At 50.3% G+C, this 23,190-nt stretch carries 22 protein-coding genes; 16 read left to right on the top strand and 6 right to left on the bottom strand.

The genetic code is table 11. The features are described from left to right. Positions 1-4 precede the first annotated feature (4 nt). The gene (locus BTA51_RS12845) at positions 5-412 is read left to right on the top strand and encodes a DUF2802 domain-containing protein (protein ID WP_094707875.1); all 408 of its coding nucleotides are present in this window, start codon (positions 5-7) and stop codon (positions 410-412) included. 67 nt (positions 413-479) lie between these two features. On the opposite strand, the gene BTA51_RS30170 is transcribed toward BTA51_RS12845, so the two are convergent. The 5 genes from BTA51_RS30170 to BTA51_RS12820 form a co-directional block, all read right to left on the bottom strand. Beyond that, on the bottom strand, positions 480-1,367 hold the full coding sequence (locus BTA51_RS30170; RefSeq protein WP_168188161.1) for a hypothetical protein: 888 nt from the start codon (positions 1,365-1,367) through the stop codon (positions 480-482). Positions 1,368-1,570: 203 nt separating this feature from the next. Next, positions 1,571-3,733 carry a bifunctional diguanylate cyclase/phosphodiesterase gene (locus tag BTA51_RS12835; protein ID WP_168188160.1) on the bottom strand — a complete coding sequence of 721 codons (2,163 nt, stop codon included), beginning with the start codon at positions 3,731-3,733 and terminating at the stop codon, positions 1,571-1,573. A 273-nt stretch (positions 3,734-4,006) separates the two neighbouring features. Continuing rightward, positions 4,007-4,510: a Rab family GTPase gene (locus tag BTA51_RS12830; protein WP_094707873.1), complete on the bottom strand. Its 504-nt coding sequence runs from the start codon at positions 4,508-4,510 to the stop codon at positions 4,007-4,009. Further along, complete coding sequence (locus tag BTA51_RS12825; protein ID WP_094707872.1) at positions 4,507-6,276, bottom strand: OmpA family protein; 1,770 nt, start codon at positions 6,274-6,276, stop codon at positions 4,507-4,509. Before BTA51_RS12825 ends, BTA51_RS12830 begins: the two co-directional genes overlap by 4 nt. A gap of 2 nt (positions 6,277-6,278) precedes the next feature. Then, the gene (locus BTA51_RS12820) at positions 6,279-6,926 is read right to left on the bottom strand and encodes a hypothetical protein (RefSeq protein WP_094707871.1); all 648 of its coding nucleotides are present in this window, start codon (positions 6,924-6,926) and stop codon (positions 6,279-6,281) included. 231 nt (positions 6,927-7,157) lie between these two features. On the opposite strand from BTA51_RS12820, the gene BTA51_RS12815 reads away from it, so the two are divergent. The 13 genes from BTA51_RS12815 (at position 7,158) to BTA51_RS12760 (ending at position 20,392) form a co-directional block, all read left to right on the top strand. Further along, positions 7,158-9,092 carry a diguanylate cyclase gene (locus BTA51_RS12815; RefSeq protein ID WP_094707870.1) on the top strand — a complete coding sequence of 645 codons (1,935 nt, stop codon included), beginning with the start codon at positions 7,158-7,160 and terminating at the stop codon, positions 9,090-9,092. Between the two features lie 280 nt (positions 9,093-9,372). Further along, complete coding sequence (locus BTA51_RS12810) at positions 9,373-12,165, top strand: monovalent cation/H+ antiporter subunit A (protein WP_094707869.1); 2,793 nt, start codon at positions 9,373-9,375, stop codon at positions 12,163-12,165. A gap of 29 nt (positions 12,166-12,194) precedes the next feature. Beyond that, positions 12,195-12,560, top strand: coding sequence for a Na+/H+ antiporter subunit C (locus tag BTA51_RS12805; protein ID WP_094707868.1), 366 nt, complete (start codon positions 12,195-12,197; stop codon positions 12,558-12,560). Then, positions 12,560-14,071: a monovalent cation/H+ antiporter subunit D gene (locus BTA51_RS12800; protein ID WP_210404833.1), complete on the top strand. Its 1,512-nt coding sequence runs from the start codon at positions 12,560-12,562 to the stop codon at positions 14,069-14,071. The genes BTA51_RS12805 and BTA51_RS12800 overlap by 1 nt, the downstream gene beginning before the upstream one ends. Continuing rightward, positions 14,068-14,571 (top strand): Na+/H+ antiporter subunit E, encoded by a 504-nt coding sequence (locus BTA51_RS12795; protein WP_094707866.1) that lies wholly within the window; start codon positions 14,068-14,070, stop codon positions 14,569-14,571. The genes BTA51_RS12800 and BTA51_RS12795 overlap by 4 nt, the downstream gene beginning before the upstream one ends. Then, positions 14,565-14,834: a K+/H+ antiporter subunit F gene (locus tag BTA51_RS12790; RefSeq protein WP_094707865.1), complete on the top strand. Its 270-nt coding sequence runs from the start codon at positions 14,565-14,567 to the stop codon at positions 14,832-14,834. The genes BTA51_RS12795 and BTA51_RS12790 overlap by 7 nt, the downstream gene beginning before the upstream one ends. After that, entirely contained in the window at positions 14,827-14,955 is a 129-nt protein-coding gene (locus tag BTA51_RS30775; RefSeq protein ID WP_256385721.1) for a hypothetical protein, read from the top strand. The genes BTA51_RS12790 and BTA51_RS30775 overlap by 8 nt, the downstream gene beginning before the upstream one ends. Further along, positions 14,952-15,323, top strand: a complete 372-nt coding sequence (locus BTA51_RS12785; protein WP_094707864.1) for a Na+/H+ antiporter subunit G — start codon at positions 14,952-14,954, stop codon at positions 15,321-15,323. The genes BTA51_RS30775 and BTA51_RS12785 overlap by 4 nt, the downstream gene beginning before the upstream one ends. 372 nt (positions 15,324-15,695) lie before the next feature. Continuing rightward, complete coding sequence (locus tag BTA51_RS12780; RefSeq protein ID WP_094707863.1) at positions 15,696-16,490, top strand: hypothetical protein; 795 nt, start codon at positions 15,696-15,698, stop codon at positions 16,488-16,490. Between the two features lie 127 nt (positions 16,491-16,617). Then, a complete protein-coding gene (locus BTA51_RS12775) occupies positions 16,618-17,208 on the top strand; it encodes a nucleoside deaminase (protein ID WP_094707862.1) in 591 nt (196 codons plus the stop codon). Between the two features lie 65 nt (positions 17,209-17,273). Next, complete coding sequence (locus tag BTA51_RS12770; protein ID WP_094707861.1) at positions 17,274-17,834, top strand: TIGR00730 family Rossman fold protein; 561 nt, start codon at positions 17,274-17,276, stop codon at positions 17,832-17,834. Positions 17,835-18,158: 324 nt separating this feature from the next. After that, positions 18,159-19,256, top strand: a complete 1,098-nt coding sequence (locus BTA51_RS12765) for a BMP family ABC transporter substrate-binding protein (protein WP_094707860.1) — start codon at positions 18,159-18,161, stop codon at positions 19,254-19,256. Positions 19,257-19,384: 128 nt separating this feature from the next. Further along, positions 19,385-20,392, top strand: a complete 1,008-nt coding sequence (locus BTA51_RS12760; protein ID WP_168188168.1) for an adenosine deaminase — start codon at positions 19,385-19,387, stop codon at positions 20,390-20,392. 4 nt (positions 20,393-20,396) lie between these two features. Here BTA51_RS12760 and BTA51_RS12755 read toward each other — a convergent pair whose 3' ends face one another. Continuing rightward, positions 20,397-20,663 carry a hypothetical protein gene (locus BTA51_RS12755; protein WP_094707858.1) on the bottom strand — a complete coding sequence of 89 codons (267 nt, stop codon included), beginning with the start codon at positions 20,661-20,663 and terminating at the stop codon, positions 20,397-20,399. Positions 20,664-20,742: 79 nt separating this feature from the next. Between BTA51_RS12755 and BTA51_RS12750 the strand changes: the two genes are divergently transcribed. Continuing rightward, positions 20,743-22,419 carry an ABC transporter substrate-binding protein gene (locus BTA51_RS12750; RefSeq protein WP_094707857.1) on the top strand — a complete coding sequence of 559 codons (1,677 nt, stop codon included), beginning with the start codon at positions 20,743-20,745 and terminating at the stop codon, positions 22,417-22,419. After that, the gene (locus BTA51_RS12745) at positions 22,391-23,182 is read left to right on the top strand and encodes an ABC transporter substrate-binding protein (RefSeq protein ID WP_094707856.1); all 792 of its coding nucleotides are present in this window, start codon (positions 22,391-22,393) and stop codon (positions 23,180-23,182) included. Before BTA51_RS12750 ends, BTA51_RS12745 begins: the two co-directional genes overlap by 29 nt. Positions 23,183-23,190: the final 8 nt, after the last annotated feature.

Here is a 23,190-nt window from a genome sequence, read left to right as displayed (position 1 = left end):
GGATATGTTTGAAGCCATTCCAAGCTGGTTAACCCTGGTAGGGCTTTCAGCAAACTTCACTATAGGCGGTGCGCTATTGCTATATATTCGGCAGCAGCGTCATTGCATCAGGGATTTGGAGATGAAGCTGGATAAAGTCAATGAACAGTTATTGATGGTATCAGACAGTGGCAAAGGTGTCGGACGTAAGGTCGTTGCATTGGACCAGCGTCTGAAATCTGCCGAAAGGAAGCAAAAGGAATTCGAAGCCAATGATGTTCAACAGGTTTCCTATAACGAAGCGGTCAGGCTGTTATCGTTGGGAGCCAATGTTGACGACGTGATGACAACCTGTGGGTTGTCGAGGGCCGAAGCGGATTTGATCAAGGTATTGCACAATAGTCAGGTGTCCAGCCAGGCTAGATATCGCTGACACTGATTCATTTCTAAAAAGAAGCTGAAAAAGCCTGGTTTGTACCAGGCTTTTTTTTGCACTTCGATCAGGAAGAAGTGTTCTCGCTGCTGTTGGTGCTTGCTGCACTTGCGGTAGCGGTATCTGTCCCGGTAGTCGTGGTGCTTGCTGCTGGAGCCGCCACTTTTTTGGTAGTACGACGGGTGGCCGGTTTCTTGGCGGCTGTTGCAGGCTTGCTTGCAGCGGTTGTTTTCTTGGCTGCTGCAGTTGTTTTCCTGGCGGTAGTCGTCTTTTTAGCGGTAGTGGTTTTCTTCGCCGCGGTGGTTTTTCCGGCAGTTGTACCAGTAGCTTTGGCCGCAGTTTTTGGTGCAGCAGCTTTGGTGCCAGTAGTGGCTGTCTTGGTTGCAGCCGCTTTCTTGGCCGGAGCCTTGCGGGTAGTGGTCTTTTTAGCTGCAGTTCCTGTGGCTTTGGTGGCTGCTGCTTTTGCTGCGGGCGCCTTGGTTGCCGTTGATTTAGCGGCCGTAGTGGTTTTCTTGGCTGCCGGTTTTTTCGCTGCGGTGGTCGTTTTTCTTGTCGCCGCAGTGGTTGTCTTTCTGGTAGACGTTCCGGTAGCTGCTTTGGCAGTTGTCTTGCGCGCAGTGGTTTTTCTGGCAGTTGTCTTCTTGGCGGTGGTTGCAGGTTTGGTTGGTGCAATACCCAGTTTATCCAGGAACTGTTCCTGCAGAGTGGTAATTTCTTTTACAACTTTTTGGTATTCGTCCTGTACCCGCTTGAGTTCTTTTTCGCGCAGGTCTTCCAAATCTTTAACGAGTTTTACTACTGGCTCTTTAATTTGCTTTTGGATGTCTTCAGCCTGCTTGTAAAAGTCAGATACTACGGACTGTACCTGATCAGTTGCTTTTTGCAGTTCTTTACCGAGTGCGTCACTCAGTTTCTGAATATTTTTTTTCAATATACCTTTTTCTTTTTTGGCCATTACAAAACTCCAAATGGTTGCTGGGAAATGAGCATCGTAGTCTCTCAATTATCAGTGTTGAGATTAACTACTGATCAAAGGGCACACTATTGCCATTTTTAATTGAATATTCAACCTAATAATCCGCTTAATCGGCGTTACAAGTCAGATATATGAAGATATTCAATAGATATTAGGCATACCGTTATAAACAGAAGGCCAGATTAATGGTTGGCGACACCCCGGATGGCGGTGAAAATTTCCTGAATTTTCTCCGCTTCCATCGGGTAATAAAACAGAAAGCCCTGCATATAATCGCAGCCTTTATCGGTAAGGAATTCCACCTGTTCCTGGTTCTCCACCCCTTCAGCAATAACTTTCATTTTCAGTTCATGGGCGAGATTGATCACAGAGGTGGTGATGGCCTTGCTTTCCTCATTGGCGGGGAGTTCGTGGATGAATGCACGATCCAGTTTAAGGTTGTCTACAGGAAGATTTTTCAGATAGGTTAGGGAGGAAAAACCGGAACCAAAATCGTCCAGAGAAATGGATATGCCTAGCTTGCGAAGATCTTTTAACAATTCCACCACAACTTCCATTTCTTCCATCACGGTGGTTTCGGTAATTTCCAACTCAAGGTGGCGTGCGGGAAGCCCGGTTTTCTTTAGTACAATGTTGACCAGTTCCTTAAAGTTTTCCTGCCGTACCTGCTTGGCGGATACGTTAACCGCCATAATGACATTGAAGCCGTCATTGAGAAGCCTTTTGGCCTGCTTGCAGGCTTGCTCCAGAACCCAAATGCCGATATCCAGAATCATGCCGTTTTCTTCTGCGATGGGTATGAAGCGGGCAGGGGATATACTCCCCTTGAGTGGATGTTTCCACCTGATCAGAGCCTCAAGCCGTAGGTAGTGATCCTGTCCGCAGCAAACTTGTGGCTGATAAACCAGATTGAATTGCTCCTGCTCGACGGCTTTCTGCATGTCAATTTCCAGTTGCAGCATCTGCAGGAATTCATAGTTCATATTGGGCATGAATGCCTGATATTTCCCCCGCCCCATTTTCTTGGCATGAAACATCGCCAGGTCTGCATGGCGCATGAGGGATGTGGCATCCCGGCCATCCTTGGGGTACATGGCAATACCGATGCTGGCCGTCATTTTCAGCGTGGCGTTATCAATGGTGATGTTTTTGCAAATAGCGGACTGAACCCGCTGGGCAATTTTCTCGATGTTAATCGTGGAATGGGGTAATTCGAGGATGATGGCGAATTCATCCCCTCCAAGATGTGCAATGAAATCCCCGTGCTTGATACATCTTGCCAGCCGGGTGCCGATGGTGCTCAGAAGGAAATCACCTGCATGATGTCCAAGGCTGTCGTTGACCCGTTTGAAATGATCCAGGTCCACGTAGATCAGTGCCAGAACCGAGTTTTTCTGCACGCCCTTGTCCAGGCTCTTCGTTAGCTGCTTCCAGAAATGCCGACGATTCGGCAGGTGGGTTGTGAAATCATAATCTGCCAGTCTCTCGATTTCGGTGCTGCTCTTTTTCAGCATGCTGATGTCATTGGCGATACAGACGTAATGGGTCAGTTTATGGGAGGTATCCAGCACGGGCCCTATGGCCAGTCGAATCCATTTGGGAGCGCCTGATTCACTATGGCTTTCGAACTCCCCCTCCCAATAGGAACCTGATGCGACAACCCGGTGGATTTCCGGGTAGATGGCCTCAGCCTCTTTGAGCCATTTGTCCAGCAGAGACTCGTTCTGCTCTTCAGGCTCTTTAACTCTATAGATATCGATCAGCGCCTGATTCATGATTTCCACACTGCCGTCGGGTTTGCATATCAGTACGGCAGATGCGTTGTTGCGAACACTTTCTTCGATATCATCCAGCGTCTGTTCGTCCTGCAAGCGTTTTTCCAGGTTGTTTTGCAGTTCCCGCTGTCGATGATTCAGTTGAATGATCAACTTCTCATTGGCAAGAGCGATTTCCCTGGCCCGTTGGTACAGGTGATGACGCTCGTCAAAGTTTCGCGTCAGGTTCAGAAGGACCAGCAGAGGAATATCGGCTACAAGCAGAGCCAGAGCCTCAAGCTGTTGGGTTTTGCCCTGCCGGTCAACCTCCGTCCACACACCGGAGTTAGCTCTGGAGTTATTGCTGTCGGCCCAGGATTCCTGAGCTTCGGGGAGAAATGCTTCCAGGTAGGAGAAGACTTCTGTCAACGCAATGGGATTGGACCGGTCGATTCCGGCAAATGCGGTGACCCATGAAGGTGGTTCATGCAGAAGCTGAAACATGGGGAAGTCATCGGTTGGAGAAAGGCTTTGAAAAAGCGCAATATCCAGTTCACTCAGTAACGATTCCAACAAACTCTGGCTATCCATCGGAGAGTCTCCTTGCGTCCTCGCAACGGGTTCCATCAGTTCTCATCTGTTTGAGACCAATATCCCATAGGGACGGGTGTTCAAGAGTATTTCCCGGTTATCCATTCGGGCCGGCTTCCTTGCGTACAAGCGGAGTTCCGCTTCTACACTGAAGCAGCCATTGTTGGGCGTCCAATTGCCTGGTTTCCATCATCATACTCCAGCTTTGTGCTGGGATTAAGCGCTAGTTGGCGGATATTTTCTCGCAGATAACTGCCTGGAAAATCCGCCCGCTTATTCATTGTTTTCCAGCAGCTTGGTTGTCAGCCGCTCAAAAGCATAGTCTACATTCTCGCCTGTTTTGGCGCTGGTAAGCAGGATTTCCCAACCCATTGAGGATAGCTCAACCAGGTCGTCTTCATTCAGGCGTTGGTCATAAAAAAGATCTGATTTGTTGACCAGGAGAATAAACGGGAGTTTCAGGCCCTGTTGCAAGACCATGTCATGCCATTCTTTGGCTACACTGACGCTGTCAGGACGGGTTCCGTCGACCACCAGAAAATAGCCGGCGGCACCGCGGAGATAGCTCTGGCGGTAAGTGCTGAACTCGTCCTTGCCCTCAATATCCCAGATCATGAGTTGAACATCCTGATCCTGGCTGCGCACAACTTTTTTATCAATTTTTACACCAATTGTGGTGTGGTATTTGTCACTGAAAATACTTTCAACAAATCGTCGAATCAGGCTGCTTTTTCCAACAGCAAAGGAACCCAGCAAACATACTTTTTTAGCAATCATGGGTACTCCGTTCCCAAAATGATGGGCGAGTGGATCAATTGCAAGGATACCATGCGTTGTTGATGCTCAGGTAGCCGGCTGTCCGGAAGATTTCCGGCCCCCCATGCCAGCAGCAGGCTCGCATCCATGTGATTGGCCTGCAACAGCTCGCTGATCAGTTTAGCCCGTGCTTCGCTGATTTTGATGTTGGCATTGTCCGATCCGGCACTGTTGGCATAGCCAACGATGTATAGCTGCCAGTGGTATACCGGTATTTCTTCTGCCAGCGACAGGGCAGTGTTTAAATCAGCGACCAACTCCGGAATTTTTTGTTCCTCGCCGGCAACCAAGTTGGTGGTGTTCGGCTGAAACTGAAATCGGATATTCTCGATTTTGGCTTTCAGACGATACCACTGACTCAATTGCTGTTCTTTGGGTGACTGTTCCGGATAGCTCTGCGCGGCTGACAAGTCGACGGATGAATATACCGATTGAAGCATTGGGCTATGCTCGATTTCACGGTATTGGGATTCTTTTATAAGGCCTTTGATCGCGAGTGTCTGGTCATTCAATTCGATTTCAACGCCTTGGCCCAGGTGAAACATTTCCGGGATCAACGGAAGCAGGTATTCACGCATATTTAATGGCGCAACATGGTCAACGATATTGACCTGCCAGGGAGCAGTTTTCAAACCGGCAAGTCGTTGATTTGGTGGAGGTGAGGACGGCGGCCTGAGAATTTCCAGTCTGAGGTGGGGCAGCTCTTTGCTTTCATCAACAATGACATAGCCAGGAGTGGTTCTGATGTACTCAAGAATGTGCCGGTAGCTGATCTCATTCTGAACTTTCTGGTAGCTTTCCCATCCACCATAAGCCAATAACAGGGCAATAGCCGTCAACGCGAGCCACGGAGTGCCAATATAAAAGTCTTCTTTGTGTTGGGTCAGCAGACAGGGACGCATCAGGTGAGATGCAGAATCGAATATTGCACGGTCACCGTTAAATCTGTCGAATTCCCGGGAAAACACCAGATGAAGGCGTTCCAGGGTGTGTCGCAGGACCTGGCTGACTTTCTCTGACGGGGTTCCCCGAATAGCCGCAGCCAGAATGGCTGAAGGGCCGGTTTCGATTTCCAGAATAAAATCGCCGACCCGGATATTGTCCAGAGATGTGTCCGGATGCCGGCTGAATGAATCGGTAACAAAGTCACTCACAGCAGTCAGCATCGAAGATACCAGTTCAGGATCTTCCGTCTGAAATCCGGCGGCATTTTCTGCATGTAGAAGAATGCCGGTTTCCCGGTGTATCAGTAGAACCTGTTCCACCCGAAAATCGAGGGTCTTCAGCAGAACATATTCACCATATTTCATGCCTGCCCGCCAGGCCTGATATCGCCAACCCCAGGCCCTGAGGCTCAGGCTGCTCTCCAGTATCTGGTTCAGGTTCTGCACCATATCAGCCAAAGCCCTGGCAACCGACTTACGGATCGATGGCCCGATGATCGGATAGATAACCCGGGTTATCCGCTGAGGACGATACTTAATGGCGTTATCAATGGCATCGTCAATGATCGGGGCCAGTGCCTGGGCAACACTTTTATCGCTAAGATTGCGCTGGATGATGGCTTCGGAAATCGTGGCGGCTATACGTTCAGTATCACTTTGGGACAGCATGGTCCTGAGTGCCTGCTCATAGTCAGGTCCCAATACCAACTGCCGTAAACGGTCCAGCTCATCCTGTGAGCTGATAGGGCTGTCGGAGGATGTGGATGAAGTGCTGGTGGACACTGTCAACCCACTTTATCAGTCGTTAGGTTATCGGCCATGCTGGCAAGCAGATTGGCCAATGTCTTCCGGTCAGCTTTGTTGCTTGAGAGTTCCTGTGAGGATTTTTTCAATTCCGCCATGGCCTGGCTGTGCTGGCGTGCCATTTCCCGTGTCAGGCGATCTGCCTCGGCCTGCAGTTCGTCGTGCAACGCCCGATCTGCCTGTTCTGATTCCTGATGAGCCTCATTCAGTTTATTACGCAGGTCATCAATGTCCGCGGAAAGATCATCTTCTCGCTGACATCTCTGTTTGTTGAGTGACTCCAGGTGTTTGCCCAGATCATCCAGTTTGGCAGAGAAGGTGCTGTTGAGTTCCTGGATAGACTGCTCAAGCTTGTCGGATAGTTGCTGCATCCTATCATTCATTTTTTCAGCCAGGGTATCGATATCCAGATTAATCTGGCGAACCTGGGCGCCGTAGAGAAGGTCCCGGATGGCTGATAATTGAGATTCCGCCTGTACCTCGTCAGGCTGAACCGCTTGTGAAGGTTGTTCCGGAGGCGGCTCTTTAGCCTTTGTATCAGGAGCCTCTGTATCAAGAATGGTATCGGGTATGTCCCGAGAAGACTTCGCGATTTTTTTCGAACTGGACTTGGTGGTTTTTGTGTTCATTTATCCTCCTGATCCTGTGGAGCAAAATGATGAATCGCCTACCGGGCCTTGTGGAATATGGAAAGACCCTGAGTCGTACAGCTCTGATTAGTTAAAGCATGACACAATTTCACAAATTGGCAATTGCCTTGTAGGGCCTGATGCCGGAATCTGTCTATACTCCAATGATATAGTTATAAAAACGTGCAATATCCAGTAGTTCTGTCTTGGGATATTGGCGCAAGGAAACTCATGTTCCTCATACGTTTCGCTATCATTGCAATCCTGTTGCTGATCTTGCCGGTGCAAGGGGCAGTGGCACTCGATCAGCCTGTCCTGGAAATCAGTATAGGCGAACATTTGGTCCCGCGAATACAATTGCCGCCGGATGGTCGTTCTGATACCGGAATAAGTGTCGGTCCGAGAATGTTATTGCTGGTTGACAGCAATAATCGGCTGACCCTGGAAGACGTGCTGATGCAGGTGCAGGGCTGGCAGACAATCGACAAAGAATCCCCGAATTTTGGTTTTATCGATCGGGCGCATTGGTTTCGCTTCGATCTCTATCATTCCGGCTCAACGGCGATTACCCAGTTAATGGAACTTCCTATCCCTTTTCTGGACGACGTTCGGCTTTACCATTTTGTGGATGGCAAACTGCAGCAGTCATATGAAGTGGGGGATCTGAAGCCTTTCATGGATCGCCCGGTCAGGCATCAGAATTTTGTCATGCCACTGTCCGTGGCACCAGGACGAAACGAGCTCCTGCTGAGAGTGCAGTCTGCAGGGACGGTGGAAGCTCCCTTGACCCTGTGGCAACCGGAGACTTTTTACTCCCTGACCTGGGATGCACGCCTCTTGCAGGGTGTGTTTGCCGGTGTCATGGGGATTATGGTGCTGTATAACCTGTTTCTATATTTCTCCGTCAGGGATGCCAGCTACCTCTACTATGTGGGTTTTGTTATCAGCTTCCTGTTCTTCCAGATTTGCCTGAAAGGATATGGGTATGCCTATTTCTGGCCAAATTCCGTGCATTTCAACAGTTTTGCCATTGCCACCTTTGTAGGCTTCTCTGAGTTGTTTTTTGCATTGTTCAGCAGCCACTTCCTGCGGTTAAAGCAGATGTTTCCCATTGGTCATTTGATATTGCAGGCACTGGTGATTATCAGTGCCTTTGTTACCCTGGCCACTTTTTTCGCCCCCTATACCATTACCATTCGAGTCACGACAGGCTTGGTTCTGCCAGTCTGTGCCGTGGCCATGTTTTCGGGGTATTGGGTCTGGCTGAAGGGGGGAGAACATGCCCGTTATTTCTGTCTTGCGTCGACAGCCATTATTTTGGGAATTTCCATACTGGTGCTGGGGAAATTCGGCCTGGTCGTTCTCAACTTCTGGACCGAAAATGCCGCACAGATTGCTGCACTGATGCAGGTGTCGTTACTTTCGTTTGCGCTGGCGGACAGGATAAACAGGGAAAAACAATTGCGTATTAACGCACAGGCAGAAGTGTTGATTCAGGAGCAGATGTTGCTGCGCTCACAGGAGAAGCTGATTAGTACCCAGGAAGAGGCAAACCGAAACCTGGAGCAGAAAGTCACAGAGCGAACCATGGAGTTGCGGAATACTTTGGGCCAACTGGAAGAAGCCAACGAAAAACTGCATGCGTTGTCCATTACGGATTCTCTTACCGGCATTCATAACCGGGCCTATTTTTCCGAGCAGTATTCGCGGGAGTATGCCCGTGCCCATCGCCAACAAATACCTTTGTCCCTGATGCTTTGCGATATTGATTTCTTCAAGAGTATTAACGACAACTATGGGCATCTGGCCGGAGACCACTGCCTGAAGGAGTTTGCGGGAATTCTCAGGCAAAGCATTTCCAGGTCTGGTGATGTGCTGGCCAGATACGGGGGAGAGGAGTTTGTTGTATTGCTGGTGAATACGCCACTGGAAGCCGCTGTTACCATGGCGGAGAATCTCCGTCAGAAAATCGCTGAAGCAGACATGGTTCAGGGCCTCCAACATATTCACCTGACTGCCAGTTTTGGGGTGGCGAGCTGTATACCGAAGGACCCGGCGCATGAGGGAGGTCTGCTGCAACAGGCGGATGATGCGTTGTATCAGGCAAAATCAGATGGGCGAAACTGCGTCAGGAGCCGGGTTTTGTCTAACGTGAGTACGTCTTGATCGTGGGGGGAGCGAGCGCTATCACGAGAGACAAGCGGGCACTATCTCAAGAGACAAGCGGGCACTATCACAAGAGACAAACGAGCACTGTCCCAAGAGATAAAAGAAAATTAATATTCTCTAAAAAGCTTGAACTGACGGGATAATTTTGTCAGTTTCTCTGTGTTTAAATCCCCGAAAACCAAGAAGATAAACAGAAAAATCTGTTCACTGTCGTTGTTGGCGGATCGCCGGCCAGGCACTGAGGAGTAAAACGTCGTAAACAGGAGCGTTACCCTTAATGAGTCTTATATGGATTCCGTTGTTACCCTTGTTGGGTACGCTGGTCCCTTTGTTGACTTCCCGCTTTGGCCGAAATGTCTGTGCTTTTTCCGTTGCGGTCCTTCCTTCCGTATCCATGGTGTTGGCGCTGCTGACTGCTCCCTCCGTATTGCAGGGTGAAACCATTCAATACCACGCCAAGTGGCTTTCCTCTCTGGGATTGGATATCGCCTTCAGGATGGATGGCCTGAGTCTCTTATTTTGCGGACTGATATTGGGAATCGGGTTGCTGGTGATTCTTTATGCCAGATATTACCTGTCCTCCAATGATTCCATTGGGCGTTTCTATGCCTACCTCATCCTGTTCATGACCGCCATGTTGGGGATTGTGCTATCCAACAATGTCATCCAACTGTGGATGTTCTGGGAACTCACCAGTATCAGCTCATTTTTGCTGATCAGCTTCTGGTCCCACAAGTCTGATGCCAGAAAAGGCGCCAGAATGGCTCTCACGGTGACCGGGGCAGGGGGGCTGGCACTTCTTGCCGGTCTGCTGTTGATGGGGCATCTGGTCGGCAGCTATAACCTGGATGATATTCTCAACAGCGGAGACCTGTTAAGAGACCATCAGGCTTATCCGTTTGTTCTGTTTCTGGTGTTGTTGGGCGCTTTTACCAAGTCTGCCCAGTTTCCCTTCCAGTTCTGGTTGCCTCATGCCATGGCCGCCCCCACACCTGTCAGTGCTTATCTGCACTCGGCCACGATGGTTAAGGCCGGCATTTTCCTGATGGCCAGGTTCTATCCGGTGCTCTCCGGAACAGAGCTGTGGTTTATCGTGGTGAGTATGACGGGCCTCGCCACCTTGCTATTCGGGGCCTACATGGCGTTGTTCAAACATGACCTGAAAGGATTGCTGGCTTATTCAACGATCAGTCACCTGGGGTTGATTACGCTGTTGTTTGGTATGAATACTCAATTGGCGGCGGTGGCCGCAGTCTTTCATATCATCAACCACGCAACCTTTAAGGCTTCTCTGTTCATGGCCGCCGGCATTATCGACCATGAGTCCGGCTCCAGGGACATGCGCAAGTTAAATGGCCTATGGAAATACATGCCCCATACGGCAGCCCTGGCAATGGTCGCAGCATTGTCCATGGCGGGTGTGCCGTTGCTGAATGGATTTCTATCCAAGGAAATGTTCTTCGCTGAAACACTTGACCAGGACACTCTGGGCTCCCTGTCATGGATGATCCCGGTGTTGGCAACGATTGGTGGAGTATTCTCCGTTGCCTACTCGCTGCGTTTTATTCATGACGTGTTCTTTAATGGTGAGCCGATCGATCTGCCCAAGACGCCAAAGGAGCCTCCACGATATGTGAAAATACCGGTGGAGATTCTGGTAGGCCTCTGTCTGCTGGTCGGGATTTTTCCCACCTATATTGTATCCGGCATCCTGGCGGCGGCTTCTTCCGCTGTGCTTAACGGCGAACTGCCGGAGTATAGTCTTGCCATCTGGCATGGGGTCAATCTGCCTCTGCTAATGAGCTGTCTGGCCATGGCCGGAGGGCTGATTGTCTACTATAACCGGCGCCATCTGTTTCAGTTCCAGGCCCAGTTTGAGGATCAGGATGCCAAGTTTATTTTTGAACGCTGGGTGCAGCGGTTAGTGAATCGATGCGCGCAGTTTATCGAATACATCGATAACAGCTCCCTACAGCGTTACATCGTCATCATGATGGTGATGGCATTGATCTTTATGGCCGGACCATTGCTGGACCTCAAGCACACCGAGGGAGCCAGACAACTGCTGGAGCTCAATGGTGTGGTACTGACCGGTGCTGTGCTGTTATCCATGGGAGCGGTGGCCACGGTTATCTGGCACCGTGACAGGTTGATGGCATTGCTGATGTTGTCCGTCGTGGGACTGGTGGTGGCCATCGCCTTTGCTTATTTCTCTGCCCCGGATCTGGCATTGACTCAGCTGGCGGTTGAAATCGTCACTATCATCCTGCTGTTGCTGGCTCTGTTTTTCCTGCCCCAGAAACTGCCGAAGGAATCCAGCCCGAAACGAATTACCCGGGATATTGCTATCGCATTGCTGATCGGTGGTGTCGTGGGAACCATTAACTTCGCCATCATGACACGCGCGCCTGACACCATTTCTAATTACTACCTGGAAAACAGCAAGACCGGCGGTGGTGGCGACAATGTGGTAAACGTCATCCTGGTGGACTTCCGCGGCTTCGATACCTTGGGCGAGATAACCGTGTTGGGCATAGCCGCGTTGGGCATTTTCAAGTTAATTGCTGCCATGCGGTTGTATATGCCGTCCAGTGACGAAACGGGGCGTACCTGGAGTCTGGACCGGCGACCGTTGATTTTGTCTGTCATTTCTCAGAGTTTACTGCCGTTGGCGCTGCTGGTGTCGGCCTATATATTCCTGCGCGGGCATAATGCGCCGGGGGGAGGGTTTATTGCCGGGCTGATCACATCGGTGGCGATCATTCAACAGTACATCGCCAACGGGGTGGAATGGGTGAAGCCCAGAATAACCATGAGCTACCAGTGGATGATTGCGGGTGGCATCCTGATTGCCGGACTCACCGGGGGAGGGAGCTGGATGTTTGACCGGCCGTTCCTGACTTCATGGTTTGATCATTTTCATCTCCCGATAGTCGGTGACTTTGAGCTGGCCAGCGCCATTTTATTTGATTTGGGGGTATACCTGACGGTCGTTGGTGCCACGATGCTGATATTGGCGAATCTTGGACAACTGACCACCAGTGAACGGATACCTTCAGAGCAACACTAATCCCGGATAACGTCGAGCGAATTAAGATTATGGAAGCTGTTTATGCATTTTGTGTCGGGCTGCTGACCGCCTGCGGTGTCTTTCTGACGTTACGGGGAAGAACCTTTTCCGTGGTGATCGGCATCACGCTGCTATCCTATGCGGTCAACCTGTTTCTATTCTCCAGTGGCCGTCTCAAACTGGCAGCGGCAGCCGTGCTCAACAGTACCGGTGACTATACTGATCCGTTGCCACAGGCGCTGGTGCTGACCGCCATTGTGATCGGATTTGCGATGACCGCATTCGTGGTGATTCTCGCTATGCGCGGTCGGGCGGACCTGGGTAACGACCATGTTGATGGTCGCATTCCCTCTGAGGAATCCGCTTTACACCGGCATCGGGGGTATAAATCTTGATCGAGCATCTGCCAATACTCCCCATCATCCTGCCAATGCTGGCGGGGGTGCTGTTATTGCTGCCGCCCGTCCAGAACTCTATTCAGAAACAAAGGCTGTTTGGACTGGCCGCATGTGGTGCTGTGGTGGTTGTGGCTGTTTTGTTGATGATGAAGAGCCAGGTGTCGGGGACCATGTTATATGTACTGGGTGACTGGCAGCCTCCGTTCGGAATTGTGCTGGTCGCTGACCGGTTAGCTGCACTGATGGTCGCGCTGACGGCTGTATTGGCGTTTGGTGCGTTGCTCTATGCCTGTGGAGGGGATGATCAGGGAGGACGCTTTTTTCACCCTCTGTTCATGTTCCAACTGATGGGAATTAACGGAGCCTTTCTGACCGGGGATATTTTTAACCTGTTTGTGTTTTTTGAAGTGTTATTGATTGCTTCCTACGGACTTTTGATTCATGGCGGCGGTAAGCACAAGACCCGTGCCGGACTTCACTATGTGACACTGAATCTGATTGGCTCAACGCTGTTTCTATTTGCATTGGGTATGCTCTACGGCACAACAGGCACTCTGAATATTGCGGATATGGCCATCAAAATCACCCAGCTTGATGCTGCCGAGCGGGCATTGGCAAAGGCCGGAGGGATGCTATTGCTTCTGGTGTTCGGCCTCAAGGCGGCAATGCTGCCACTTCATTTCTGGTTGCCGCGCACCTATTCCGCTGCTGCTGCGCCGGTAGCGGCGCTCTTCGCTGTCATGACCAAAGTGGGGATCTACAGCATACTACGGGTTCATACGGTGATTTTCGGTGCCGGCGCCGGTGAGCTGGCTCATATCGCTCTACCATGGTTATGGCCTTTGGCTCTGCTGACATTGGTTGTTGGCGCTATTGGAGCCCTTGCCAGTCCAGGCCTGAGAATTCTGACGGCTAATCTGGTTGTTGTCTCTGTCGGCACTCTGCTGATTGCTGTGGCGCTGCAGACCCCTGAGGCTACCGCAGCCGCTCTGTATTATATGGTGCATACCACGTTGATTTCCGGGGCGCTGTTTTTGCTGGCCGATCTGATCTGGGAGCAAAGAGGTAAAGCGGAAGACCGTTTTGTTCTCGCAAGAAGAATGCGTCAGCCGGTGGCGGTGGGTATCGCATTTTTCATCGCGGCGATGGCGGTGGTTGGATTACCCCCGTTGTCCGGCTTTGTCGGCAAGTTGATGTTGCTGCAGTCCACTGTGGCCTGGCCAACGATTGGATGGATATGGCCGTTGCTGTTATTAAGTGGTCTGGCTGCGTTGATCGCACTTTCCCGAGCCGGAACCAGTCTATTCTGGCGGTGCCATGGTGATCCTTTGCCAGGCGAACCGATTGCAGGCATTAAGCTGGCAGCGGTTTACCTGTTACTTGCCGCATCCCCCCTGCTGGTGATATTCGGCGGTCCGATGGTGGAATATTCCCAGGCAGCGGCGGATCAACTGCACGATCGATCGCAGTCGGTATATGCTTTACTGCCGGAAGGGTATGAACCATGAAAGCGCAATCTTCCTTCAGGCTCTTCCCCATGCCCTTACACAGCATATTCCTGCTGCTGGTGTGGTTGGGGTTGAACAATACACTCGCTCCCGGACACATTGTGCTAGGAGGGATTCTCGCTTTTCTTATTCCTTTAGTGGTTGCCGGGCTGCATACGCCGCAGCCGCGTGTACAACGTTATGGACTGGCATGCCGTTATGTTTTGATGGTGATGTATGACATTGTCGTTGCCAATATCGAGGTGGCGATCAGAATTCTGGGACCAATGAAGAACCTGAAGCCAGGGTTTGTGGCCGTACCGATCGAGACCCACAATGAGTTGATGCTGACTATACTGGCAAGCACGATTTCTCTGACACCGGGGACAGTTAGCGCAGAAGTTACCAAGGACAGGAAATGGCTATATGTCCATGTCTTGCATATGGAAGATGAAGAAGCGCTGATCCAACAGATCAAAGAGCGATACGAGCGCAAATTGAGAGAGGTATTCGGATGCTGAACTGGGCCATCATGATTGCCGTTGGGATGATCTGTCTGTCCCTGCTACTCAATCTCTGGAGGCTGTATCTGGGACCCGATCTTCCAGATCGGATTCTGACGCTGGATACGATGTATGTGAACAGCATCGCTCTGATTATCTTATTCGGCATATTCCTGAGGTCATCCCTGTTTTTTGAGGCAGCACTGTTGATCGCAATGCTGGGGTTTGTGGGCACCGCTGCCTTGTGCAAATACCTTTTGAGAGGCGACATCATTGAATAGAACGGTTATTGCCAAGGGTCGATTAGACGATGAGGGCTACATGGCAGGTGAAGATCTCTTGAAAGATAAAGAGCAGTTGATAGGCCGTGGCCATATGGCGAGTGAGGGAGCAACCGCATGAGTTTTTTGGTAGAGCTGCTCGTTTCCATTCTGATTGTCGCTGGTGCAGGCTTTGCGCTCATCGGATCCATTGGCCTGGTTCGGCTACCGGATTTTTATACCCGTCTGCATGCCCCGACTAAAGCAACTACTCTGGGAATGGGATGCCTTCTTGTCGCATCCATTGCCCTGATTAGCCTTGCTGAGGCAGAGCTTAGTGTTCATGAGTTGCTGATCACACTGTTTCTGTTTATTACTGCGCCGGTAACCGCCCATATGCTGGCGAAAACAGCGCTTCACTATGATATTGGCTTTGTCAGGGGGACCAGAGGAAAAGAGCTGGCCTCGAAAGCGCGTGAGCGAGTATCTCCCAAGGAAAATGATGAATAAGCTACTCTCCTGAGTGCTTATTCGTGCCCTGTTTCAACCTACTGATAAAGGACCATCAATGACCTCAAATCTGTCGAATATTTTTACAATTTGATTCCTCCGAAGAAATCAACTTTTTGAAATACAAAGCGAATCGTTTTCTGGCGTTTATTTTGCCTAACAGGCAATTAGGCTAGAGAGTCGTATATTTTCAGATAATCAGAATAAACCCGGTCTTTGTGACAGAAGGGTTAACTATAGAGCGTAGAATCCGATAAAATGCCAGAAGGCATTTTAATTTCACCAGCCTGTATGACCTTGGGGTCGCTGAAATCAGGAATTCATTGCCCAGGCTGGTAGCGGGTCGGACTTAACAGGATCGTCCGAAAGAGTATGAAATATATATATCAACACATCATTATTGTTTTGGCACTCCTCGCATTCAGTGGAGTCCCATATGCTATTGAAATGGCTCCCGGTTTAGCTGGTCATATAGCTAAGGGGGACTCGTCCCGTTCTTTGTCTGATGCAGATTTCGCCGGTAATGTGGAATATCTGGTTCCCGGAGAAGTGTTTGAAGACGAATCCCTGTCAGATCTGAGCGCCCAGTACGACGATGTTGAATACTGGGATAATTCCTCATTTGTCGACATCCGCTCCGAGTCGGGCTGGGGAAGCCGGGGAGCCGGATATGACGGATACGGTAACATTTCCGGAGGCGGCGCATTTCCTGAAAATGATCTGTGGGAAGATCAGGTATGGGGAGCTTCAGGTAACCTGAGTGTCAGTGATGTGATGGACAGCGAGGCTATCGCTCAGAAGTGGGGCAGCCTGCAAAGCGATGTGCGGGGTATTGGAAAAAGCATCAGAAGTACGATCGGCGCTCAGCTGGATGAAATCCGCGGGTTAGTGGGGGCAGACCTTCTGGAGCGGGAGCAATATCAGAGGCGGGCCCTGAATTATGGGGATTCAGGCAGGGACCGGTCAGGACGCAATGCCAGCCAGATGAATTCCTATGGGGGAGATGAATATGTTCCCTTTATCTACAGATGGTTTTATAAGCTGATCACCTTCAAAAACGAAAACCCAGCCATTTTTTACAGTATCCTGATCTTTGTGATTTTTCTGCTAGTGATCCAGTCCATGATCGTTGGGCTGATGGGGCGGGGACGCCGCCGGGCTTTTTAGTCTTTGCTCTTATCTCTGTTCGTTGTAACCTTCTCTCCCTGTTAAGAATGCCGGAGTTCATACCTTTGGGTGTGTCCGGCGTTTTCGGGATAATCATCAGACACCCCCATGGTGAGAGGAGTAGAGAATGAGCGATAAGCTTACCGACAGATTATTGGAGGTCATGGAGAAGGATATTCTTCCTCTGACCAAGGCCGGGACCGAGGCGGGCAATAAGGTATTCGGCGCCGCCATTCTGCGTAAATCCGATTATTCTCTGGTGCTGGCTGCCACCAATCAGGAAACCCAAAATCCTCTGTTCCACGGCGAAATTTCCTGTCTTAACCAGTTTTGGGCGATGCCCGCTGAAGAGCGTCCTGATCCAAAAGACTGCCTGTTTCTTTCCACCCACGAGCCGTGTTCTCTGTGCCTGTCTGCCATCACCTGGAGTGGGTTCGATAACTTTTACTACGTCTTTAGTTATTTTGATTCCCGTGACAGCTTCAATATTCCCCATGATCTGAAAATCCTTGAAGAGGTTTTCGATTGCAAGGACGGACATTACTGCCGTCAGAACCATTACTGGACCGCTCACTATCTGCTCGACATGATTCAACAGGGCAGTGAAGAACAGCGGACTCATTGGCTGGACAGGCTGGCAAAGTTGAAATCCCAATATGGCGTGATGTCCGATAATTATCAGCAGCGGAAAGACCAGCAGGATATTCCGTTGAACTAGGAATGGATCCTGGCAGATTCCGCAGATTGAAAAGATCACGAATGCAGGAGTGAGAAAAACACAGAATGAAAGTAGCGGTATTTTGCGGCTCCGGCCATGGCAGGCTTCCTGTATACGCTGAGCAGGCAGTCAGATTGGGAACATTATTAGCGGAACGTGACATGGAGCTCGTGTTTGGTGGCGGTCATGTGGGGTTGATGGGGACTGTGGCTGATGCGGTGCTGGCTGCAGGAGGGCGAGTAACCGGAGTGATTCCTACTGCTCTCAAAGATAGGGAAATTGTTCACACTGGCCTGACTCAACTCCATGTGGTGAAAGACATGCATGAGCGAAAGGCAATGATGTCCTCTCTGGCTGATGCATTTGTTGCCATGCCGGGTGGGGCTGGGACAATGGAAGAAATATTTGAAGCCTGGACCTGGGCAATGCTCGGATATCATCAAAAGCCCTGTGCCTTTCTGAATGTGAACGGCTACTACAATAAGTTGATCGATTTCATCCAGCACATGGTGAGTGAATCCTTTGTACGCCAGAGTTACAAGGACATGTTGATCGTTGAAGACAATCCGCTGACGCTGCTCCAGTCTCTGGAAGCGTATGAACCACCGCCCTCGAAGTGGGGGTGAGCCGAATTTGAATGAAAGCTGAAAACCCGGGATCAATCTGATGCGGATTGTGTTAATTTGTCGTGGAACATATTGTCCAATTGGTCAAATTTTGATACATCTGGCTCGGGTTTGGGGCGTTTAATTTGCCGATTGCACCAAATGACGGCAATTAGGAACACTTATTATTCAGTGCTATAGAAGTAATAAACCGTTGTGTTGGCAATTTTCCTGATTTGGTTAGGAAATTGCTTTAGCTCTCGAAAATCTGACCAGATGGTCAGGCTTAAACAGGCGACTTCGCTAAACCACCAACAATCTCCAACCAAAAGGAGTGTATGCAACATGTTAAAAGGCAGTGTCCGACAGTGGACCCGGAAATTGGCTATGAGCTTCGGCTTGGCTGTGTCTCTGTTCAGCGCAGGAACCATGGCCGCCGATGAACCTTTTAAAGTAGGTTTTGTTTATGTTGGCCCGATCGGGGACCATGGCTGGTCCTATCAACACGACCAGGGACGTTTGGCCGTCGAAAAATATTTTGGTGATAAAGTCAAAACCACCTACGTGGAAAACGTACCGGAAGGTGCCGATGCCGAGCGGGTCATCCGTAATCTGGCGAAGTCAGGTCACGACCTGATATTTACCACGTCGTTCGGGTTCATGAATGCGACAGCCAAAGTGGCCAAGCAATTCCCCAAGGTGGTATTTGAGCATGCGACCGGTTACAAGCGCAGCAAGAACATGGGAACCTACATTTCCAATACTTATGAAGGTCGCTATGTTTCTGGTTATGTGGCTGCACGGATGACCAAGACCGGTAAGATCGGTTATATCGCCTCTTTCCCGATTCCGGAAGTTATTCGAGACATCAATGCGGTTCGCCTGGCAATGAACAAGGTGAATCCCGACTACGAATTGAAGATCCTGTGGGTCAGCACCTGGTTCGATCCGGCCAAGGAGGCAGACGCCGCCAATGTGATGATTGACCAGGGCGTGGACGTTATCCTGCAGCACACTGACAGTCCTGCGGCGATGAAGATCGCTGAACAGCGTGGGGTATTTGCTGTCGGGCAAGCCTCTGACATGTCCCGTTTCGGTCCAAAAGCGCACTTGCTATCCGTCGTGGATTCCTGGGGTCCATACTATATCAAGACCGTTCAGGAAGTGATGGATAAAACCTGGAAGTCTGAGGATTTCTGGGGAGGAATGGCCGACGGTGATATTGAGATTGCCAGCATGAATCCGGCTATACCCAAGGATGTGGCCGATGAAGCCAATGCGCTGATTGACGGAATCAAATCCGGGAAAATTCATCCGTTTGCCGGCCCTATTAAAAACCAGCAGGGTGAATTGAAAGTCAAGGAAGGCGAAGTGCTGGCCCATGATGTGTTGGCAGGTATGAACTGGTATGTGGAAGGCATTGAGGGAAGTATCCCCAAATAGCCTCCACCTGAAACGTCTATAATGAGACGAATGGCACCAACAAAACAAACAGCACCATTGCAATGTCCCCGGAGGGGTATTGCTCTGGTGTTTTTTGTTATTTGCAGAGGAAAAACATCATGGCTGATATGAAACAGTTTTTGGAGAACCTTCCCAAAGCCGAACTACATCTACATATAGAAGGTTCCCTGGAGCCTGAATTGATGTTTGAGATCGGCCAGCGCAATGGCGTGAAACTGCCCTTTGCCAGCGTTGAAGATGTACGGGCGGCATACCAGTTTCACAATCTGCAGGAGTTTCTGGATATCTATTATCAAGGAGCCAATGTCCTGCTGTATGAACGTGATTTTTACGATATGACCATGGCTTATCTGCGCCGATGCCAACAGCAGAATGTTATCCATGCAGAAATATTCTTTGACCCCCAGACACATACTGACAGAGGGGTTGATATCGGCGTGGTGATTAATGGTATATGCGGTGCATTGAAGGATGCGGAAAATGAGTGGGGCATGAGTAGCCGCCTCATACTCTGCTTTCTTCGTCATCTAAGTGGCGAAGCCGCTATGGAGACTCTATTGCAGGCATTGCCATACCGTGATCGCATCATCGGTGTCGGCCTCGATAGTTCTGAGGTCGGCCATCCACCGGAGAAATTTAAAGCGGCATTTGATCGTGCCCGGGAGGAAGGATTTCTGACCGTAGCGCACGCTGGTGAGGAAGGTCCTCCGGAGTATATCTGGCAGGCACTGGACCTGTTGAAAGTCAGCAGAATCGATCATGGAGTACGCTGTATCGAGGATAACGCACTGGTCGACAGGCTGATTGCGGAAAAAATGCCGCTGACGGTATGTCCGTTGTCCAATATCAAGCTCTGCGTGTTTGAAAAAATGGCAGATCATAATCTGCTGCAGTTGCTTGACCGGGGTGTCAAAGTGACCGTGAATTCGGATGATCCCGCATATTTCGGCGGCTACATGAACGAGAACTTCCTGGCGTTACACGCAGCATTGGATTTGACTCAGGAGCAGGCAGCATCGCTGGTCCGAAATAGCTTCGAGGCAAGCTTTGTCAGCGAGTCTGAACGTGCTGGATTCATGAATAGACTGGACGCCTTTCTGGTGGCTAACCAATAAGTGTTCAATTGGAATCAGGCGATACATACGATCGCCTGATTTTCTCAACAAAGAGCGCCAAATTCTTTTCAATCACCAGACTTTCTTTAATCACTGGTTTCTCATAAATAACCAGACTCTCTTCAATTTCTAGATGCTCTTCAACAAGCTTGTTCCGGCAATTGCGTAGAGTTGTCAGTTCTTCAGTGCCTTTTCCAATGGTGTGTCTATACTTGATGAGTATGGGTTTGACACGTCTATAGCTACCGGGTTTGATAATAATGCAGCGCATCAGCGGTTTTACCTCAGGCTGCGGAAAAAACGTCTGTCTTTGTTTACCAGTGATAAAAGACTCGCTGACTCATTGCCTAATGATTTTGAGTCTCGTTTTGGTTGCCTTGCCCACGCATGCCCAGGTGACCGATGATCAAATCTATTCTTTTATCGACGACCTGTTTACCCCTTCCACACTATCCCGCCGCCAACAATTCGACGAACTGAAGTGGTTCAGTGAGGCAGCAAAACCCTATGCGGGTATGACCATCTATGTGGTATCGGAGAGAATCGATACCCATGAGTATGAAGCCACCGCATTGTCCCGGGCCTTTTATGAGTTGACGGGTATCAAAGTAATACATGAGTTGACCGGTGAAGATGATTTGCTGCGAAAGTTGCTGGCGCAATCTGAAACCGGGGTCAATATCTATGATGCCTATGTGAATGACTCTGATCTGATCGGGACACATTACCGGAGTGATCAGGTGGTGGCTTTATCCGATTTCATATCGGGAGATGGAGCTGATGTGACCCTGCCGACACTTGATCTGGATGACTTTATCGGCCTGCGCTTTACCACAGCCCCGGATGGCAAGTTGTACCAACTGCCGGATCAGCAGTTTGCGAACCTGTACTGGTTCAGGTACGACTGGTTCAACCGCAAAGACCTGAAACAGCGTTTTAAGTCTCTCTATGGGTATGACCTGGGAGTCCCCCTGAACTGGTCGGCATACGAAGACATAGCAGAGTTTTTTACCGTACATGTTCGTGAGCTGGAAGGCAGGAGAATCTGGGGACATATGGATTACGGCAAGAATGATCCTTCCCTTGGGTGGCGCATTTCCGATGCCTGGTTATCCATGGCTGGTATGGGGGATGTGGGACTGCCAAACGGTATACCTGTCGATGACTGGGGTATCCGGGTAGAAGGATGTCGCCCGGTTGGGGCCTCTGTGTCCCGGGGAGGGGCGCTTGACGGGCCTGCCGCCATCTATGCCATCAATAAGTTTGTGGACTGGTTTAAATACGCACCGCCGGAAGCGCCCTACTTAAACTTTACCGAGGCTGGAAAGTGGGTTTCAACCGGTCAGATCGCCCAGCAAATATTCTGGTACACCGCGTTTGTCGCCCAGGCCAGCCAACCGGGCCTGCCAATTGTGAATCAGGATGGAACGCCAAAGTGGCGGGTGGCCCCATCGCCATTGGGGGTTTATTGGGATGATGGCATGAAGTCCGGTTACCAGGATGCAGGCAGTTGGACCATATTGAAAAGCACCCCATTGGAACGTCGTAAGGCCGCTTGGTTGTATGCACAATTTACGGTGTCCAAAAGCGTTTCGTTAAAGAAAACCATTGTCGGACTCACTCCGATCCGGAAATCAGATCTATTCTCCGATGAGATGACCCGGAGAGCCCCTCAATATGGTGGCCTGATTGAGTTTTATCGGTCCCGGGGCAGGGATGTATGGACCCCGACCGGTACCAATGTACCAGACTATCCCCGCCTGTCTCCTTTATGGTGGCAACACATATCCAAGGCTGTGTCCGGCGAGCTGAAAGTTCAACAAGTCATGGCAAATCTGGCATCAGCGATGGATGAGGAACTGGCGGCAATTGGTAAGACGTCGAAATCCCATTGTGCGCCACAGTTAAATCTCAAAGTGGACCCTTCTATCTGGCTTAACCGGCCGGGGGCTCCCAAGGCGAAAAGAAACGAACGACCACCAGGTAAAACTGTAAGCTATGAAGAGTCCATTCGTGTGTGGCAATAAACCGCTGCTCCTCTGGTGCCTGGTGGTTTGCCTGGCCCAGATAGGAACCGCCAGAACCTGGGCTGCCGGTGAAGACAATATGATTCACCTGGTCGCCTACCCCGATCCGCCCTATATGATTGATCAGGAAGGATCTGCCCGAGGACTGGTAATCGATGTCGTGACGCTATTATTTAAGCGCACTGATCTGCCATTCAATATTGCCTTTATGCCACCCAAGCGCGCCCTGCAGACAGCCCTGTTTTCAAAAAATCACTGCGTATTGGCCATTGAGCGCAGCCAGGAGAGGGAGTCCCAGTTTGCCTGGGTTAGTCCTCTGGTGATTTCCCGGCACGCGTTATACAAAAAAAATACCAGTAAAATTGAATTGCTGACGCTGGGAGACGCCCGGCGTTACGCCATTGGAAGCTTTCTCGGAAGTGGTGCAGGGGAGTATCTTGAGGGGCGTGGATTCAATGTGGATCTCGTGGCAGATGATGACTTAAACCTCAAGAAGCTGAGGGCAGGCCGTATTGACCTGTGGGCAACGGATACTATCTCTGTCTCCTGGCATAACCAATTTGCCCAGCAGGATGTGGAGCTTGCCCTTGTGTTTCTGACAACACTGCGCTCCATGGGATGCCATCTGTCCATTAACCCTGATTGGATTGCCCGTCTGCATGAGGAATTGTTGTTGATGTACAAAGACGGCTCCATCAATCTCATCTATGAGAAGTACTCCAGTGAAGGCTTCAAGTGGCTGTTGAACGATGCGGGTGATTGACGCGTGTG

The organism is Hahella sp. CCB-MM4 (assembly GCF_002260525.1).
Lineage (GTDB): Bacteria > Pseudomonadota > Gammaproteobacteria > Pseudomonadales > Oleiphilaceae > Hahella.
The sequence above is the reverse complement of the archived record's forward strand: the minus strand, read 5'-3'. Positions and strand labels throughout refer to the sequence as shown.

Coding starts and splice junctions, on each gene's coding strand:
- BTA51_RS12845 (WP_094707875.1), top strand. CDS start 5: ATGTTTGAAGCCATTCCAAGCTGGTTAACCCTGGTAGGGCTTTCAGCA.
- BTA51_RS30170 (WP_168188161.1), bottom strand. CDS start 1,367: ATGGCCAAAAAAGAAAAAGGTATATTGAAAAAAAATATTCAGAAACTG.
- BTA51_RS12835 (WP_168188160.1), bottom strand. CDS start 3,733: ATGGATAGCCAGAGTTTGTTGGAATCGTTACTGAGTGAACTGGATATT.
- BTA51_RS12830 (WP_094707873.1), bottom strand. CDS start 4,510: ATGATTGCTAAAAAAGTATGTTTGCTGGGTTCCTTTGCTGTTGGAAAA.
- BTA51_RS12820 (WP_094707871.1), bottom strand. CDS start 6,926: ATGAACACAAAAACCACCAAGTCCAGTTCGAAAAAAATCGCGAAGTCT.
- BTA51_RS12815 (WP_094707870.1), top strand. CDS start 7,158: ATGTTCCTCATACGTTTCGCTATCATTGCAATCCTGTTGCTGATCTTG.
- BTA51_RS12810 (WP_094707869.1), top strand. CDS start 9,373: ATGAGTCTTATATGGATTCCGTTGTTACCCTTGTTGGGTACGCTGGTC.
- BTA51_RS12805 (WP_094707868.1), top strand. CDS start 12,195: ATGGAAGCTGTTTATGCATTTTGTGTCGGGCTGCTGACCGCCTGCGGT.
- BTA51_RS12795 (WP_094707866.1), top strand. CDS start 14,068: ATGAAAGCGCAATCTTCCTTCAGGCTCTTCCCCATGCCCTTACACAGC.
- BTA51_RS12790 (WP_094707865.1), top strand. CDS start 14,565: ATGCTGAACTGGGCCATCATGATTGCCGTTGGGATGATCTGTCTGTCC.
- BTA51_RS12785 (WP_094707864.1), top strand. CDS start 14,952: ATGAGTTTTTTGGTAGAGCTGCTCGTTTCCATTCTGATTGTCGCTGGT.
- BTA51_RS12780 (WP_094707863.1), top strand. CDS start 15,696: ATGAAATATATATATCAACACATCATTATTGTTTTGGCACTCCTCGCA.
- BTA51_RS12775 (WP_094707862.1), top strand. CDS start 16,618: ATGAGCGATAAGCTTACCGACAGATTATTGGAGGTCATGGAGAAGGAT.
- BTA51_RS12770 (WP_094707861.1), top strand. CDS start 17,274: ATGAAAGTAGCGGTATTTTGCGGCTCCGGCCATGGCAGGCTTCCTGTA.
- BTA51_RS12765 (WP_094707860.1), top strand. CDS start 18,159: ATGTTAAAAGGCAGTGTCCGACAGTGGACCCGGAAATTGGCTATGAGC.
- BTA51_RS12760 (WP_168188168.1), top strand. CDS start 19,385: ATGAAACAGTTTTTGGAGAACCTTCCCAAAGCCGAACTACATCTACAT.
- BTA51_RS12755 (WP_094707858.1), bottom strand. CDS start 20,663: ATGCGCTGCATTATTATCAAACCCGGTAGCTATAGACGTGTCAAACCC.
- BTA51_RS12750 (WP_094707857.1), top strand. CDS start 20,743: ATGATTTTGAGTCTCGTTTTGGTTGCCTTGCCCACGCATGCCCAGGTG.
- BTA51_RS12745 (WP_094707856.1), top strand. CDS start 22,391: ATGAAGAGTCCATTCGTGTGTGGCAATAAACCGCTGCTCCTCTGGTGC.